Origin of the sequence: Streptomyces sp. NPDC088261 (assembly GCF_044740805.1) — a bacterium.
Taxonomy (GTDB): domain Bacteria; phylum Actinomycetota; class Actinomycetes; order Streptomycetales; family Streptomycetaceae; genus Streptomyces.
Genome location: NZ_JBIURL010000005.1, coordinates 218,089 through 234,592 on the forward strand (window position 1 = coordinate 218,089; position 16,504 = coordinate 234,592).

Sequence of the window (16,504 nt, forward strand, 5' to 3'; positions counted from 1 at the left end):
TGGGCCGTGTCTACAGCCCCATCGACTTGGCGATGATCGTCTTCATGACCTCGCTGGTGCCGCCGTAGATGCGGTTCACCCGGTTGTCGGCGTAGAGCCGGGCGATCGGGTACTCGTTCATGTACCCGTAGCCGCCGTGCAGCTGGAGGCACTTGTCGATCACGCGGTGGGCGACCTCGGTGGTGAAGAGCTTCGCCGACGCGGCCTCGGCCGGCGTCAGCTCGCCGAGGTCGTGGGCCTCCAGCGCGCGGTCGACCACGGCCTCCGCCGCGTCCACCTCGGCCTTGCAGGCGGCCAGTTCGAACTTGGTGTTCTGGAAGGACGCGACGGTCTTGCCGAACACGGTCCTGTCCCGCACGTACTGCTGGGCGAACCGCACCGCGGCGGCGGCCTGCGCGTACGAGCCGACGGCGATGGCCAGGCGCTCCTGGGGCAGGTTCTGGCCGAGGTAGGAGAAGCCCTTGTTCTCCTCGCCGAGCAGGTCCTCCACCGGCACCCTGACGTCCGTGAAGGACAGTTCGGCGGTGTCGGAGGTCCGCAGGCCCAGCTTGTCGAGCTTGCGGCCGACCGCGTACCCCGGCGTCTTCGTGTCCACGACCAGCAGCGAGATGCCGAAGCGGCGGTCCTCGGGGGTCGAGGGGGCGGTGCGGGCGCAGACGATGACGCGGTCCGCGTGGACGCCGCCGGTGATGAACGTCTTCGCGCCGTTGAGGACGTAGTGCGTGCCGTCCTCGGAGAGCCGGGCGGTCGTCTTCATGCCGGCCAGGTCGGAGCCGGTGCCCGGCTCGGTCATGGCGATCGCGTACATCGTCCGGCCGCTGACGAAGTCGGGCAGCCAGCGCTTCTTCTGCTCCTCGGTCGCGTACGCCTTCAAGTACGGCAGGCAGAGCGCGACATGGACGCCGGAGCCGCCGAAGGACACACCCGCGCGGGCGCACTCCTCGGAGATGACGGCCTGGAACTTGAACGACTCCTCGCCCGCGCCGCCGTACTCCTCCGGGACCTCGATCCCGAAGACGCCCAGCTCACCGAGCTTGTAGTAGAAGTCGCGGGGAGCCTGGCCCGCCGCCAGCCACGCGTCGTGGACGGGGACGACCTCGGCCTCGACAAAGGCGCGGATGGTCTCCCGGAACGCCTCGTGGTCCTCGTTGTACACGGTACGGCGCACGGCTCGGGCCCTCCCTCTGCGGCTGCCGCCCCACGGCGCGGTGGCGACTCGATTCCTCAGCGCCCGCTGTCCTAAGCGCTTGCTCAATTTAAGTTACCGGGGAGTTCGTGAGGGTGTCCAGAGTGGGCGGCCCGCACACGTTCCGGGGCCGCGTGAGTCGTGTCACCACCCGGCCTGTTCAAGGGGGTGATAGGAGACATTCAACAACGTAACGACCGAAAGGGACAGCAATGCTGAAGATCGCCGTCATTATCGGCAGCACCCGCCCCAACCGCCTCGGCGAGGCCGTCGGGAAGTGGGTGATGGAGGTCGCGACCAAGCGCGACGACGCCGAGTTCACCCTGATCGACCTCGCGGACGTCGGTCTGCCCCTGCTGGACGAGAGCGTGCCCCCGGCCGCCGCGCAGTACGGCCAGCAGCACACCAAGGACTGGGCGGCGACCATCGCGGGCTTCGACGCCTTCGTCTTCGTGACACCCGAGTACAACCACTCGGTCCCCGCCGGACTGAAGAACGCCCTCGACTTCCTGTACGCCGAGTGGAACAACAAGGCGGCGGGGTTCGTGGGGTACGGCGCCGCCGGCGGGGTCCGCGCGGTCGAGCACCTGCGGCTGTCCCTGGCCGAGCTCCAGGTCGCGACGGTCCGCGCCCAGGTCGCGCTCGACCTGCACGCGAACTTCGAGAACTACTCCGTCCTCCGGCCGACGCCCCGGCTGGAGGAGACCCTCACCACGGTGCTCGACCAGGTGATCGCCTGGGGCGGCGCGCTGAAAACGCTGCGGGTTTCTTAGGAGGAGGCGCCCGAGCGGCTTCCTTAGGACGCGGCGTCCCCTGCGGCTTCCTGGCTTCCTTAGGAGGCGGTGCCGGTCGCTTGGTACGGTCGGCCGGCACCCCGATCGTACGAAGAAAGGCATTTCGGATGAGCAGCACCGAGCAGCCGCGCGGCCCCGTCGACTCGTCCCGCGTCCCGCGGTACGCGGGACCCGCCACGTTCGCCCGGCTGCCCCGGCTCGACGAGGTGGGCGGCCGGGCCGACGTCGCCGTCGTCGGCGTGCCCTTCGACTCCGGGGTCTCGTACCGCCCCGGCGCCCGCTTCGGCGGCAACGCGATCCGCGAGGCCTCCCGGCTCCTGCGTCCCTACAACCCGGCGCAGGACGCCTCGCCGTTCGCGCTCGCGCAGGTCGCCGACGCCGGGGACATCGCCGCGAACCCCTTCCACATCGACGAGGCCGTCGACACGATCGAGGCGGCGGCCGACGACCTGCTCGGGACCGGCGCCCGGCTGATGACGCTCGGCGGCGACCACACCATCGCACTGCCGCTGCTGCGCGCCGTCGCGAAGAAGCACGGGCCCGTGGCCCTGCTGCACTTCGACGCCCACCTCGACACCTGGGACACCTACTTCGGCGCCGCCTACACCCACGGCACCCCGTTCCGCCGGGCGGTCGAGGAGGGCATCCTCGACACGGAGGCGCTCTCGCACGTCGGCACACGCGGTCCGCTGTACGGCAAGAAGGACCTGGACGACGACGCGAAGATGGGCTTCGGGATCGTCACCTCGGCCGACGTCATGCGGCGCGGGGTGGACGAGGTGACCGACCAGCTGCGGCAGCGCATCGGGGACCGCCCGCTCTACATCTCCGTCGACATCGACGTGCTGGACCCGGCGCACGCGCCCGGCACCGGCACCCCGGAGGCCGGCGGGCTCACCTCCCGCGAACTGCTGGAGATCGTGCGCGGGCTGGCCTCCTGCCGGCTGGTCTCGGCGGACGTGGTGGAGGTCGCGCCCGCGTACGACCACGCCGAGATCACGTCCGTCGCCGCCTCGCACACGGCGTACGAACTGACCACGATCATGTCCCGCCAGATCGCGGACGCCCGCGACGTGGGGGCGGGGGCGCTGTGACGGCTGCCCCCGACGGCGGGGCTGTGACGTTCGCCCACGACCTCCGTGCTGTCCTGCCCGCCTCCCAGCGCACCCCCCGGACCCCGTGATGCACGACCACGACCACGACACCCCCCGCCTCACCCCCGCGCAGCTTGCCGCCGCCCTGTCCCCGCCCCCCGGCCGCACCGGCGGCGACCTGGTGACCGAGACGCTGTACGGGCTCGGCGCGACCACCGTCTTCGGGCTGCCGGGACAGCACGCCCTCGCCCTCTTCGACGCCCTGCGCCGCTCCCCGCTGGCCTACGTCGGCCTGCGGGTCGAGAACAACGCGGGCTTCGCGGCCGACGCGTACGGCCGTACCACCGGCGAAGTCGCCCCGCTGTTCCTCTCCACCGGGCCCGGCGCCCTCACCTCGCTCGCCGCGCTCCAGGAGGCCGCCGCCGCCTCCGCGCCCGTCCTGGCTCTCTCCAGCCAGGTGCCGCGCGCCGGCCTCGGCGGCGGACGCCACGGCCACCTCCACGAACTGCGCGACCAGCAGGCGTCCTTCCGCGACGTCGTGAAGTCCGTGCACCTCGTCCGTACGGCCTCACAGATCCCGTCCGCGATCGCCGCCGCCTGGGAGTCGGCGCTGACCGCCCCGCACGGCCCGGTCTGGGTGGAGATCCCGGCGGACGTGCTGAGCGCGCCCACGACCCTCCCGCCGGTCACCGCCGTGGACGCCACCCCGCGCGAGCTGACCCCGCGCCCCGAACTGACCGCCGTCGCCGCCCACCTGCTGGCCGGCGCGGCCCGCCCGGTGATCGTCGCGGGCGGCGGGGTCGTCAGGGCCGACGCGTCCGGCAAGCTGCGCGCGCTCGCCGAGAAGCTGGCCGCGCCGGTCGTGACGACGTACGGCGGCAAGGGCGCGTTCCCCTGGGAGCACCCGCTGTCCCTGCGGTCCTGGATGGAGGACCGGCACACCACGGACTTCCTCGAAGACGCGGACGTCCTGCTCGTCGTCGGCTCGGGCCTCGGCGAACTGTCCTCGAACTACCACACGTTCGCCCCGCGCGGCCGGATGATCCAGATCGAGGCGGACCTCGGCAAGCTGGAGGCCAACCACCCCGCGCTGGGCATCCACGCCGACGCCAGGGCCGCGCTGTCGGCGCTGCTGGAGTCGGAACCGCTGGAGTCGGCGGAACGGCGCGACCCCGCCGAGGCCGCCGGGGCGGTCCGCGCGGTCCTGGACGCGGTGGAGGCCAGGATCGCGGGCCAGCACCTCGAACCGGAGCGCCGGATCCTCGCGGCGGTACGGGACGCGCTGCCCGCGCGCGCCGCCAGCTTCTGGGACATGACGATCCTCACCTACTGGGCGTGGGCGGCCTGGCCGGGCCCGATGCACTCGGCGCAGGGCGCGGGCGGCCTCGGGTACGCCTTCCCCGCCGCCCTCGGCGCGGCGGCGGCCGACCCCACCCGGCCGGTCCTCGCGGTCTCCGGCGACGGCGGCGCGATGTACTCGCTCGCCGAACTGGCCACCGCCCGTCAGTACGGCCTGCCGGTCACCTGGCTGATCGTGGACGACGGGGGCTACGGCATCCTGCGGGAGTACCTGACCGGCGCGTACGGCGAGACCACCGGGACGGACCTGCCGGGGCCGGACTTCGTGGCGCTCGCGGAGTCCTTCGGCGTCCCGGCGGTCCGTACGACCCCGGAGTCCCTGCGCGCGGACCTGGCGAAGGCGCTCGGGTCGCCGGGGCCCTCGGTGGTGGTGCTCCCGGCGCGCCTGAGGATGTTCGCGCCGACGCACCTCTGAGGGGCCCCGACGCGCCTCGGCACGGTTCGGTAAAGGGCCAGGGCTTCGTACAACCATTCGCCCCCGTCCGGCTGTCATGTCTCCGAGTGCGCCCGCTCGGCGCGCTCGTACGACGTACAGACGTACAGACGTACAGACGTAGAGACGTATTGACGGGGGCGGAACACTCTCATGACCAAGATGACCAACCTTCGAATATCCGGGCGCGTGTCCCGGCGTACCCGTGGCGCGCTCTCGCTGGCGCTCGCCGCCGGTGTGCTCGTGCCGGTGGCCGCCGCCGCGGCACCCGCCACGGCCGCGACACCCACGGTCACCTGCACCTCCGGCAAGGCGGGCCTCGCCGCCAAGCTGACGAAGGACATCACCGCGGCCCTCAAGGGCCGGACGGCCACCACGGCCGTCACCGTGTACGACCGTACGACCAAGACGAATTGCAGCCTGCGCGCGACGCAGAAGTACGACTCCGCCAGCGTGGTCAAGGTGACCGTCCTCGCGGCCCTCCTCTGGGACGCGAAGAAGACGAACCGCCTCCTCACGAAGAAGGAGGTCGACCTCACCACCGCCATGATCACCAAGTCGGACAACGCGGCCACCAGCACGCTCTGGAAGCAGCTCGGCCCGACGAAGATCAAGGGCTTCCTCAAGGCCGCGGCCCTCACCCAGACCACGCCGGGCTCCGGCCAGTACTGGGGGCTCACCCAGATCACCGCGCACGACGAGGAGCGGCTGCTCGCGCTCATCACGTCGAAGAACACCGTCCTGAGCGACAACTCGCGCAGCTACATCCTCGGCAAGATGAACAAGGTCGTCGCGTCCCAGCGCTGGGGCGTCCCGGCCGGGGCCCCGGCCACCGCCACCGTCCAGCTGAAGAACGGCTGGCTGTCCCGGTCCACCCACGGATGGCGCGTGCACAGCATCGGCGCCTTCACCGGCAAGGGGCACAACTACCTGATCACCGTCCTCACGCACGACAACAAGACGATGAACGACGGCGTGAACACCATCCAGGCGGTGGCCAAGGCGGTCCACAAGGACCTCAACCCCGTCGCCACCAAGGCGAAGGCCGCACTCCACGCGGTGCCGTCGACACCGTACGAGGCGGTCCCGGCCACCCCGGAGAAGGCAGCCCGCGAGGCGGTCCCGGCCACCCGCTGACCCTCGGCGCGGTCGGCGGATTGTTGCGGAGGGATGAAATCCGCCGACGCGCGCGTTGGGCATTCCGGCAGATCAGGTCGGTCGGCCGAACGGGAGGCAGCAGTGGCGGCGGCAGTGGCGGCGGAGCGGAGCTGGGCACGGCGGCTCACGGGATACGCGTGGCGGTACCGCCGCAACGTGGTGCTGGCCCTGGGATCCTCGCTCCTCGGGATGGCCGTGATGGCCTTCGTCCCGCTGATCACCAAGGTCGTCATCGACGACGTCATCGGCGGCGGACACCGCTCCCTCGGTGTCTGGACCGGCCTCCTGATCCTGGCCGCGCTCCTCGTGTACGTCTCCGCGTACGTACGGCGCTTCTACGGAGGACGCCTCGCGCTCGACGTCCAGCACGACCTCCGTACGGAGATGTTCGCCACCATCTCCCGGCTCGACGGACGGCGCCAGGACAAGCTCTCCACCGGCCAGGTCATCGGCCGCGCCACCAGCGACCTCCAGCTCATCCAGGGCCTGCTCTTCATGCTGCCGATGACCATCGGCAACGTGCTGCTGTTCCTGATCTCGCTGGGGATCATGGCCTGGCTCTCCCTGCCCCTCACCTTCATCGCCCTGGCCGTCGCCCCCGCCATCTGGTTCATCGCCCGCCGCAGCCGCACCCGCCTCCACCCCGCCACCTGGTACGCCCAGGCGCAGGCCGCCGCCGTCGCCGGGGTCGTGGACGGCGCCGTCTCCGGCGTCCGGGTCGTCAAGGGCTTCGGGCAGGAGGACCAGGAGACCGGCAAGCTCCGCGAGGTCGGCCGCAAGCTCTTCGCCGGACGCCTCCGCACGATCAGGCTCAACGCCCGCTACACCCCCGCCCTCCAGGCCGTCCCCGCCGTCGGCCAGGTCGCGATGCTCGCCTTCGGCGGCTGGCTCGCCACCCGGGGCGAGATCACCCTCGGCACGTTCGTCGCCTTCTCCACGTACCTCGCCCAGCTCGTCGGCCCGGTCAAGATGCTCGCCGTGGTCCTGACCATCGGCCAGCAGGCCCGCGCCGGGGTGGAACGGGTCCTGGAGCTCATCGACACCGAGCCCACGATGGAGGACGGCACGAAGGAACTGCCGGCGGACGCCCCGGCCTCCGTCGAGTTCGACGACGTGTCCTTCTCGTACGACGACGGCAGGACCGTCCTCGACGGCTTCTCGCTGGAGATGAGCCCCGGCGAGACCGTCGCCGTCGTCGGCTCCTCCGGCAGCGGCAAGTCCACGCTCTCGCTGCTCGTCCCGCGCTTCTACGACGTGAACCACGGCGCGGTCCTCGTCGGCGGCCACGACGTTCGCGAGCTGACCTTCCACTCCCTGCGCGCCGCCATCGGGCTCGTACCGGAGGACAGCTTCCTCTTCTCCGACACCGTGCGCGCCAACGTCGCGTACGGGAAGCCGGACGCCACCGAGGAGGAGATCCTCCGGGCCACCCGCGCCGCCCAGGCCCACGGTTTCATCACCGACCTGCCGAACGGCTACGACACCAAGGTGGGGGAGCAGGGCCTGACCCTCTCCGGCGGCCAGCGCCAGCGCGTGGCGCTCGCCCGCGCGATCCTCACCGACCCCCGGCTGCTGCTCCTGGACGACGCCACCTCCGCCGTGGACGCCCGGGTCGAGCACGAGATCCACGAGGCGCTGCGCGGGGTCATGGCCGGGCGTACGACGCTGCTCATCGCCCACCGCCGCTCCACCCTGAACCTCGCCGACCGGATCGCGGTGCTGGACGGCGGCCGGCTCGCCGACATCGGCACGCACGAGGAGCTCCAGCGGCGCTCGGCGCTCTACCGGAAGCTGCTGACGGACCCGGACGAGCTGGGCGAGGTGTCCCCGGGGCACGTGCCCGCTCTCGTGGCGGGTGCGTCGGCGGGCGGGGCGGCAGGTGCGTCGGCGGGCGCGTCGGCGGACGTGCCCGAGGACCGTTCCGTGCAGGAGGAGATCGACGCCGAGTTCGACGCGGAGCGCGGCATCACGCCCGCCCTGTGGGAGCGGGACGAGATCGCCGCCGCGGAGTCCGCCGCGCCCGGCGCGACTCCCGAACTGCTCGCGCAGGTCGAGGCGTTGCCGCCGGCCACCGACCTCCCGGAGATCGACGAGGCGCGTGCCGTCGCCGCCGAGGAGTCGTACGGACTGCGCAGGCTGCTGCGCGGCTTCGGGCTGCCGCTGCTGGTCAGCCTGTCGCTGGTGGCGGTCGACGCCGCGATGAGCCTGGCCCTGCCCGTCCTCATCCGGCACGGCATCGACCAGGGCGTCGAGCGCATGGCCCTCGGCGCGGTGTGGGTCGCCTCCGGTCTCGGGCTGCTGGTCGTGCTCGTCCAGTGGCTCGCGCAGATCGGCGAGACGCGCAAGACCGGGCGCACCGGTGAACGGGTGCTCTACTCCCTGCGGTTGAAGATCTTCGCGCAGCTCCAGCGGCTCGGACTCGACTACTACGAGCGCGAGTTGACCGGCCGGATCATGACCCGGATGACGACGGACGTGGACGCGCTGTCCACCTTCCTCCAGACCGGGCTCGTCACGGCGTTCGTCTCCGTCGTCACCTTCTTCGGCATCCTCGTCGTGCTTCTCGCGATCGACGTGGAACTGGCGTTGGTGGTCTTCGCGACCCTGCCGGTCCTGTTCGTCGCCACGGTCTTCTTCCGCCGCAAGAGCGTGAAGGCGTACGAACTGGCCCGTGAGCGCATCAGCGCCGTCAACGCCGACCTCCAGGAGTCCGTCTCCGGGCTGCGGATCGTCCAGGCGTTCCGGCGCGAGCGGGACGGCGCGGAGCGCTTCGCCGCCCGCAGCGACCACTACCGCGAGGCCCGGGTGCGCGGGCAGTGGCTGATCTCGGTGTACTTCCCGTTCGTCCAGCTGCTCTCGTCCGTGGCGGCGGCCGCCGTGCTGATCGTCGGGGCGGGGCGGGTGGAGGCGGGCACGCTGACGACCGGCGCGCTGGTCGCGTACCTCCTCTACATCGACCTGTTCTTCGCCCCCGTGCAGCAGCTGTCGCAGGTCTTCGACGGCTACCAGCAGGCGAGCGTCTCGCTGGGCCGCATCCAGGAGCTGCTGCGGGAGCCGACCACGACGGCGGCGTCGAAGGCACCGCTCGACGTGCTGTCGCTGCGCGGGGAGATCGCGTTCGAGGACGTGAGCTTCGCCTACACCGGCGAGGACGGTGAACTCGCCGACGAGGCCGCCCTGATGGGGGTCGACCTGCGGATCCCGGCGGGTCAGACGGTCGCGTTCGTCGGCGAGACGGGGGCGGGCAAGTCCACGCTGGTGAAACTGGTCGCGCGCTTCTACGACCCGACCGGCGGCCGGGTCACGGCGGACGGTACGGACCTGCGCGACCTGGACCTGACGGCGTACCGCCACCGCCTCGGGGTGGTCCCGCAGGAGGCGTACCTCTTCGCGGGGACGATCCGTGACGCGATCGCGTACGGCCGCCCCGAGGCGACGGACGCGCAGGTGGAGGCTGCGGCGCGCGCGGTCGGTGCCCACGAGATGATCGCCACGCTGGACGGCGGGTACGTGCACGAGGTCGCCGAGCGGGGCCGTAACCTCTCGGCGGGTCAGCGCCAGCTGATCGCGCTCGCCCGCGCCGAACTGGTCGACCCCGACGTCCTGTTGCTGGACGAGGCGACCGCCGCGCTGGACCTGGCGAGCGAGGCCCTGGTCAACCAGGCCACGGACCGCCTCACCGGCCGCCGTACGACCCTGGTGGTCGCGCACCGCCTGACCACGGCGGCGCGCGCGGACCGGGTGGTCGTGATGGACCACGGGCGGGTGGTGGAGGACGGCACGCACGACGAACTGCTGGCGCTGAACGGCCGTTACACCAAGCTGTGGCGGAGCTTCATCGGCGAGGAGGAGGAGACGGCGGCGGTGGTCTGAGGCTCGCTCTTGGCACGTCTCAGCAGAGGACCCACCCGGTGGAGGCCGAGGCGCCGGAGACGGCGCCGGAGGCCCGTACACACCGGTTGAGGGCGTGGACGGTCACCGGCCCCGCGTGCCGTGTGAAGTCCCCGCTGTCCACCAACGGGCCGCCGCCGCGCGCCTGGAGGCTGACGCGCATGGCCCGCCTGGCGCCGGGCCGGTCGGCGACGGTGAGGGCGCACGCGTACCCCCGCGCCTTGTAGATCCGCAGCTCGCCGTGGGCGAAGGGCACGGTCTTCTGCGGCTGCCCCGAGCACACGGAGAGCGGCGCGGCATCGGCCGAGGCGGGATCGGCCAGAACGAGCGCGGCGAGCGAGACGACGACCGTCCCCGCCGCGAACCAGCGCGACAGCACGCGCTTTCCGAACCCTGCGAACCCAGCACCGGCGAACACGCATGCCCCTGTCATCAGTCGGGTGTACATGCGTACGACGCGCGGGCGCCCGGGAAGGTTGCTCCCACGGAGGCCGGCGGGGCTGGCGGTGCGGCATGCACCCCGCTAGGTTCACCAGGTCTGTCATGAACACAGGGAGAGTGCATGCGCAAGACGCTGAGATGGCTGTTGTCGCTGTCGCTGATCATAGGCACCGCGGCAACGGCGGGTGCGGCCACCGCCGCGGACCAGAAGTCCGCGAGTGGTACGGCCGTCACGGACACCAAGGGCGCTCCGGACGCCACGGACATCAAGGACCGCGTCCTGGCGATCCCCGGGATGAGCCTGATCCAGGAGAAGCCGTACGAGGGTTACCGCTACTTCGTCCTCAACTACACGCAGCCGGTGGACCACCGGCACCCGTCCAAGGGCACCTTCCAGCAGCGCATCACGCTGCTGCACAAGGACACCAGCCGCCCCACGGTCTTCTCCACCGGCGGCTACAACGTCTCCACCAACCCGAGCCGCAGTGAGCCGACGCGCATCATCGACGGCAACCAGGTCTCGATGGAGTACCGCTTCTTCACCCCGTCGCGCCCCGAGCCGGCCGACTGGTCGAAGCTGGACATCTGGCAGGCCGCCAGCGACCAGCACCGCATCTTCACGGCGCTGAAGAAGATCTACACCAAGAACTGGCTCTCCACGGGCGCTTCGAAGGGCGGCATGACCGCCACGTACTTCGAGCGGTTCTACCCGCGTGACATGGACGGCGTGGTCGCGTACGTCGCGCCCAACGACGTGGTGAACAAGGAGGATTCGGCGTACGACCGGTTCTTCGAGAAGGTCGGCACCAAGGAGTGCCGCGACAAGCTCAACGCCGTGCAGCGCCAGGCGCTGATCCGTCGGGAGCCGCTGGAGAAGACGTACGCGGAGTGGGCCGAGGCCAACGGCGCGACCTTCACCACCGTCGGCTCGCTCGACAAGGCGTACGAAGCCGTCGTCCTGGACTTCGTCTGGGCGTTCTGGCAGTACAGCCTGCTCGCGGACTGCGAGAGCATCCCGCCGGCCACGGCCTCCGACCAGGAGATCTACGACACCATCGACGCGATCTCCGGCTTCTCGGCCTACACGGACCAGGGCCTCGCGACGTACACGCCGTACTACTACCAGGCCGGTACGCAGCTGGGCTCGCCGGACATCAAGCAGCCGCACCTGGGCAAGCTGAGCCGCTACGGCTACCAGCCGCCGCGCAATTTCGTGCCGCGCGACATCCCCATGTCGTTCGACCCGCGCGTGATGCCGGACGTCGACAGCTGGGTGCAGCACCACGCGGACCAGATGCTGTTCGTGTACGGGCAGAACGACCCGTGGGGCGCGGAGCAGTTCCGCGTCGGGCGCGGCGCGCGTGACAGTTACGTGTACGTCGCCCCGGGCGCCAACCACGGCGCCAACGTGGCGGCGCTGAACCCGGACCAGTCGGCGAAGGCCACGGCCCGGATCCTGGACTGGGCGGGCGTCGCGCCGGCGGCCGTACAGCAGGACGCGGCGAAGGCGAAGCCGCTCGCGCCGTTCGACGCGAAGCTGGACCGCCAGAAGGTGGAGCGTCAGCAGACGCTGAGGCCGTAAGGCACCTCCGCCGGGCGGGCCTTGTTCGGCCCGCCCGGCGGACCGCCTCTCAACTGGCCACGGCGGCAACGTCGGGCCAATGCCGCCGCAGGGCCGCCACGGTCGCGGTGACGGCGGGCCGCCGGGCGGCACCGGTGCGCCACAGCGCGTACAACCGTCGCGAGGGCACAGGATCGAGGGCCAGGGCCCGTACGCCCGGGGGCAGCGGCCCGCGCCCCAGCCGGGGAACCATCGCGACGCCCAACCCGGCGGCGATCAGGGCGATCTGGGTGTGGTTCTCCTCGGCCTGATGAGCCAGCTCGGGCTCGCAGCCGGCGGCACGCAGCGTGCGTACGAGCCAGTCGTGGCAGACGGTGCCGGGCGGCTGGCAGATCCACCGCAGCCCGCGCAGATCCGCCCGGCGCACGACGGCCCGCGCGGCGAGCGGATGCCCGTCCGGCACGAGCAGATCACACAGATCGTCACCGATGACGGCCTGCTCGACCCCGTCGGGGGTGGGCAGCCGGGCGATGTCCCAGTCGTGGGTGACGGCGAGGTCGATCAGCCCCCGGGCGACGAGATCGGAGGACAGGTGCGGGTCGATCTCGCGCAGCCGAACATCCAAGGTGGGATGAAGCAGGGCGAGTTCGGCGAGCACAGGGGGAAGCAACCCACGCGCCGAGGAGGCGAAGGCGGCGACGACGAGCTGCCCGGTGGGCTGCCCGCGCCGCTCCTCCAGGGTGGTCTCGGCCCGCTCGACGATGGCGAACAACTGCTCGGCGGTGGCGGCGAGATGCCGCGCCTCGTCGGTGAGCACCACACCACGCCCCCGCCGCTCCAGGAGTGTGGTACGAGTCTCCCGCTCCAACTTGGTGATCTGCTGGGAAACGGCGGAGGGGGTATACCCCAGGGCGGAGGCGGCAGCCACGACGGACCCGTGGACAGAAACGGCGTGGAGGGCGCGAAGCCGCCCGAGATCGAGCATGACCACCCCTTCTCAGGCGACTCCGACTCGCCCCATACGTAAGCGAAGCTTAATTCGGCGGGGTATTTGGCTGGGGTGGATGGGTGGGGTGCGGGTTCGGGCCGAGGGGTAGTTGGGGGTGGCCGGTCTTGTATTGATCGGCGTGGGGCCGCCCCGGTTGTTGATTGTCGCGGGGCCGGGGTGGGCGTCAAGGGCGCTCCTGCGGAGCGTCGGCTTCGCCGATTCCACTGCGTTCCACCCTTGACTCCCACCCCGGCCCCGCAAGTGCAGCTGAGGGGGGCGGCCCGGGGGAAGGTCCCCCGACAACCCCGGGATGCGGTTGGGGTTTCGTCGCGGGCTGCGGCTTTCGGCGGGGTTTTGCGCACGACTTGAATGGGGCGGTGGCGGGCTGGTTCGGCGGCTGGAAGGCCGTCTGTTGGTGGGCGTGCAGGCACCGTGTCTGAGATTCGTGGTGAGCTGCGGGGGCCGGGCCGGGTTCCTCGATCCCGGCAGCCAATATGCCCCATATGGGTGGGTTTTCAGGCCCGGTGGGGGGCTTCTTCTCCGGGTCTTGTGTCCTGTGTTCTGTTAAGGGGCTCTGGCGGCCCACATCCGGCCGGAAGGGGCCGGATGGCCGTCCCGGCAATCACATTCCGCCCCACCACCCACTCGGCTCGGGTGTGGGGGCCCGCGTGCGGGCCGGTGGGTGGCAGTCGGCCGCCGGGGCCGCGCAGCAACCCACCCCAGCAAGGAAATATGCCCCATTTGTCCCGACTTTGAGGACTCCCGAGGGGCCCTCTCGCCCGGTCTTGTGTCCTGTGTTTCGTTAACGGGCTCTCAGAGCACATGACCCACCGAAACAGGCCCGACAACCGCCCCACCCGGCCACCTGCGCCCCACCACCCACTCACCTCAGACACGGTGCTTGCGCACCGGCCAACAGACGGCCGTCCAGCCGCCGAACCAGCCCGTCACCGCCCCATTCAAGTGGTGCGCAAAACCCCGCCGAAAGCCGAGGACCGCGACGAAACCCCGGGAACAGACTGGCCCCCGGGGGACCTTTCCCCGGGCCGCCCCCCTCTGCCTGCACTTGCGGGTCCGGGCCGGGGGTCAAGGGTTAAGCGCAGCGCAATCGGCGAAGCCGACGCGACGCAGGAGCGCCCTTGACGCCCGGACCGGACCCGCGACAATCAACACCAAGGGGCGGCCCCACCCCGCACACAACAACCCGGCCACCCCCGACTACCCCTCGGTCTGAACCCGCACCCGACCCTGAACGCTCCGCGCCCCCACCCCCACAGAACACGCAGAAGAAGTCCCCCTCCCGCACAAAGGCCATCTCGCCTGCGCTCAGAACCGTCCCGCCGCCCGCGCAGGCCACATCTTCGCTGCGGCGCGGCGCCATGCGCAGCACACCCGCCCCGTCCACCACGAACGTGAACGGCTCCGCCAGTTCAGCCCCGACCTTCAGCCCCGACCTTCAGCCCCTCACCTCAGCGCCCCCCACCCACCAGCCCCTCCAAATACCCCCGCCCCGCCTCCAGCAGCCCCTGCAACTCCGCCGCCTGCGGATACCAGCGCTTCTCGTACTCCCAGCACACCCAACCGTTCTCACCGCCATTGCCGCCATCGCCGCCGTCACCCCCACTCGCCAGCAGCGCCATGCACTCCGCCAGCGGCAGCACCCCCGCCCCCAGCGCCAGCGGAGTCGTGTCCTCGGCCGACGCGATGTCCTTGACCTGTACGTAGCCCAGGTGCGGCGCCAGTACCGCGTGCGTGGTGATCGGGTCCTCCCCGCCCAGCCACGTGTGCATCACGTCCCACAACACGCCCACCTGCGGGTGCCCCACCGTCCCCAGCACCCGCGCCGCGTCCACACCCGTCCGGTGCGAGTCGTGGGTCTCCAGCAGGATCCGTACGCCGAAGTCCGCCGCCACTTCCCCCGCCGCGCCCAGCCGCCGTGCCGCCGCCGCGTCCGCCTCCGCCGGGTCCTGGTCCACGCCGCCGGGGAAGACGCGGACGTTCGCGGCGCCCAGGTCCCGGGCCAGCCAGAGGAGGTCGTCGAGTTCCTGCCGTACGGCGTCCTCGTCGGCGGTCGTGTCGGCGACCCGTACGTACCCCGCGACCGTCAGGATCTCCACGCCGGCCCGCTTGAAGTCGTCCACCACCGCGGCCCGCTCGGCCGCACCGATGCCGGGGTGGACCGGTTCCTCCGGGTGGGCGCGGAGTTCCACGCCGTGGTAGCCGGTGGCGGCGGCGAGGCCGACGACCTCGGGGATGGGCAGACCCGGTACTCCGAGGGTGGAGAAGGCGAACTTCACGAGATTGTTCCTTTCCGAACGAGGCGTCTGAACAAGGCATCTGAACGACGCATTCCAGGACATCAAGCCGTCCCACCCCAATACCCCGTCACCGCTGATCACACCCCCCGACCACACCCCCTCACCCCACCCGAGCCACCCCCGTGGACCCCCGCACCATCAGCTCCGCCCCGATCGTCGCGATCCCGCCCGGCGGCGGCGCCTCCGTCCCCATCGCCAGCCGCCCCGCCCGCGCCCCCGCCTCGTACAGCGGCAGCCGTACCGTCGTCAGCGCGGGCATCGCGTCCACCGAGAACGGCAGGTCGTCGAAGCCCGCCACCGAGATGTCCTGCGGGATGCGCAACCCCTGGTCGCGGATGGCCGCGCACGCCCCCAGCGCCACCGTGTCGTTCGCGCCGATCACGGCGGTCAGGTCCGGCGCCCGCCGCAGCAGCTCCAGCGTCGCCTCGTACCCCGACCGCCGGGTGTACGGCCCGTGCACGGTCAGCAGCTCCTGATCAGCGGCCTCACCAGCCTCACCGAGCCCCACCCCCTCAACCCCGCCGAACCCGCCCGCCCCCAACGCCGCCCGGTGCCCCTCCAGCCGATGCCGCGTCGTCGTCCGCTCCGCCGGCCCCGCCACGTAACCGATCTTCCGGTGACCCAGCGCCAGCAGGTGTTCCGTCAGCCGCCGCCCGCCCCCGCGGTTGTCGAACGCCAGCGCCGCCACTATCGCCTCGCCGTCCGGCAGCGGCGGCCGGCCGCACAGCACCACCCGCGTCCCCGCGTCGGCGAGTTTCGCCAGTTTCGAGGCCATCGCGGCGATATGGTCCGGATCTTCGAGGGCCCCGCCCGTCAGGACCACGGCCGCCGCCCGCTGGCGCTGGAGGAGAGTCAGATACGTCAGTTCGCGCTCCGGCGAGCCCCCCGTGTTGCAGACGACGGCGAGCTTCTCGCCGCCCGCCCGCCCCGTGCCCTCCTGGCCGCCGATCTCCGTCTGCGCCGCCCCCGCCATGATCCCGAAGAAGGGGTCGGCGATGTCGTTGACGAGGATGCCGACCAGGTCGGACGTGGCGGCGGCGAGCGAACTCGCGGGGCCGTTGAGTACGTAGTCCAGCTCGTCCACCGCCCGCAGCACCCGCTCCCGGGTGGTCGCGGCGACCGGATAGTTGCCGTTCAGCACACGGGACACGGTGGCGGGCGACACCCGCGCGCGGGCCGCCACATCCGCCAGGGTGACCGTCATCGTTCGCCTCCAGAGAGCGGGCTGACTGTCATCGCTTTCCTCCGGGGGATACGAGGGTGAGTGCCGGGCGGACCGGA

The 16,504-nt window shown here is 71.5% G+C and carries 11 protein-coding genes; 6 read left to right on the plus strand and 5 right to left on the minus strand.

The genetic code is table 11. The annotated features are described in order from the left end of the window. Positions 1-10: 10 nt before the first annotated feature. On the minus strand, positions 11-1,168 hold the full coding sequence (locus ACIODU_RS12840; protein WP_401767077.1) for an acyl-CoA dehydrogenase family protein: 1,158 nt from the start codon (positions 1,166-1,168) through the stop codon (positions 11-13). A 230-nt stretch (positions 1,169-1,398) separates the two neighbouring features. On the opposite strand from ACIODU_RS12840, the gene ACIODU_RS12845 reads away from it, so the two are divergent. From ACIODU_RS12845 to ACIODU_RS12865, 5 genes are all read left to right on the plus strand, one after another. Continuing rightward, positions 1,399-1,959 carry an NADPH-dependent FMN reductase gene (locus ACIODU_RS12845; protein WP_401767079.1) on the plus strand — a complete coding sequence of 187 codons (561 nt, stop codon included), beginning with the start codon at positions 1,399-1,401 and terminating at the stop codon, positions 1,957-1,959. Positions 1,960-2,087: 128 nt separating this feature from the next. After that, positions 2,088-3,074 carry an agmatinase gene (gene speB / locus ACIODU_RS12850; RefSeq protein ID WP_401767081.1) on the plus strand — a complete coding sequence of 329 codons (987 nt, stop codon included), beginning with the start codon at positions 2,088-2,090 and terminating at the stop codon, positions 3,072-3,074. 85 nt (positions 3,075-3,159) lie between these two features. Further along, positions 3,160-4,848, plus strand: coding sequence for a thiamine pyrophosphate-binding protein (locus ACIODU_RS12855; protein WP_401767083.1), 1,689 nt, complete (start codon positions 3,160-3,162; stop codon positions 4,846-4,848). A 180-nt stretch (positions 4,849-5,028) separates the two neighbouring features. After that, complete coding sequence (locus ACIODU_RS12860; protein ID WP_401767357.1) at positions 5,029-6,003, plus strand: serine hydrolase; 975 nt, start codon at positions 5,029-5,031, stop codon at positions 6,001-6,003. A 102-nt stretch (positions 6,004-6,105) separates the two neighbouring features. Continuing rightward, positions 6,106-9,897 (plus strand): ABC transporter ATP-binding protein, encoded by a 3,792-nt coding sequence (locus tag ACIODU_RS12865; RefSeq protein WP_401767085.1) that lies wholly within the window; start codon positions 6,106-6,108, stop codon positions 9,895-9,897. A 19-nt stretch (positions 9,898-9,916) separates the two neighbouring features. Here the strand turns inward: ACIODU_RS12865 and ACIODU_RS12870 are convergent, their stop codons facing one another. After that, complete coding sequence (locus ACIODU_RS12870; protein ID WP_356426278.1) at positions 9,917-10,348, minus strand: hypothetical protein; 432 nt, start codon at positions 10,346-10,348, stop codon at positions 9,917-9,919. A 129-nt stretch (positions 10,349-10,477) separates the two neighbouring features. Between ACIODU_RS12870 and ACIODU_RS12875 the strand changes: the two genes are divergently transcribed. Then, on the plus strand, positions 10,478-11,938 hold the full coding sequence (locus ACIODU_RS12875; RefSeq protein ID WP_401767086.1) for a S28 family serine protease: 1,461 nt from the start codon (positions 10,478-10,480) through the stop codon (positions 11,936-11,938). 49 nt (positions 11,939-11,987) lie between these two features. On the opposite strand, the gene ACIODU_RS12880 is transcribed toward ACIODU_RS12875, so the two are convergent. The 3 genes from ACIODU_RS12880 to ACIODU_RS12890 form a co-directional block, all read right to left on the minus strand. Continuing rightward, positions 11,988-12,902, minus strand: coding sequence for a LysR family transcriptional regulator (locus ACIODU_RS12880; RefSeq protein ID WP_401767088.1), 915 nt, complete (start codon positions 12,900-12,902; stop codon positions 11,988-11,990). A gap of 1,472 nt (positions 12,903-14,374) precedes the next feature. After that, positions 14,375-15,202, minus strand: coding sequence for a sugar phosphate isomerase/epimerase family protein (locus ACIODU_RS12885; protein ID WP_401767090.1), 828 nt, complete (start codon positions 15,200-15,202; stop codon positions 14,375-14,377). Positions 15,203-15,323: 121 nt separating this feature from the next. Then, complete coding sequence (locus tag ACIODU_RS12890; protein WP_401767092.1) at positions 15,324-16,427, minus strand: LacI family DNA-binding transcriptional regulator; 1,104 nt, start codon at positions 16,425-16,427, stop codon at positions 15,324-15,326. Between the last annotated feature and the right edge of the window lie 77 nt (positions 16,428-16,504).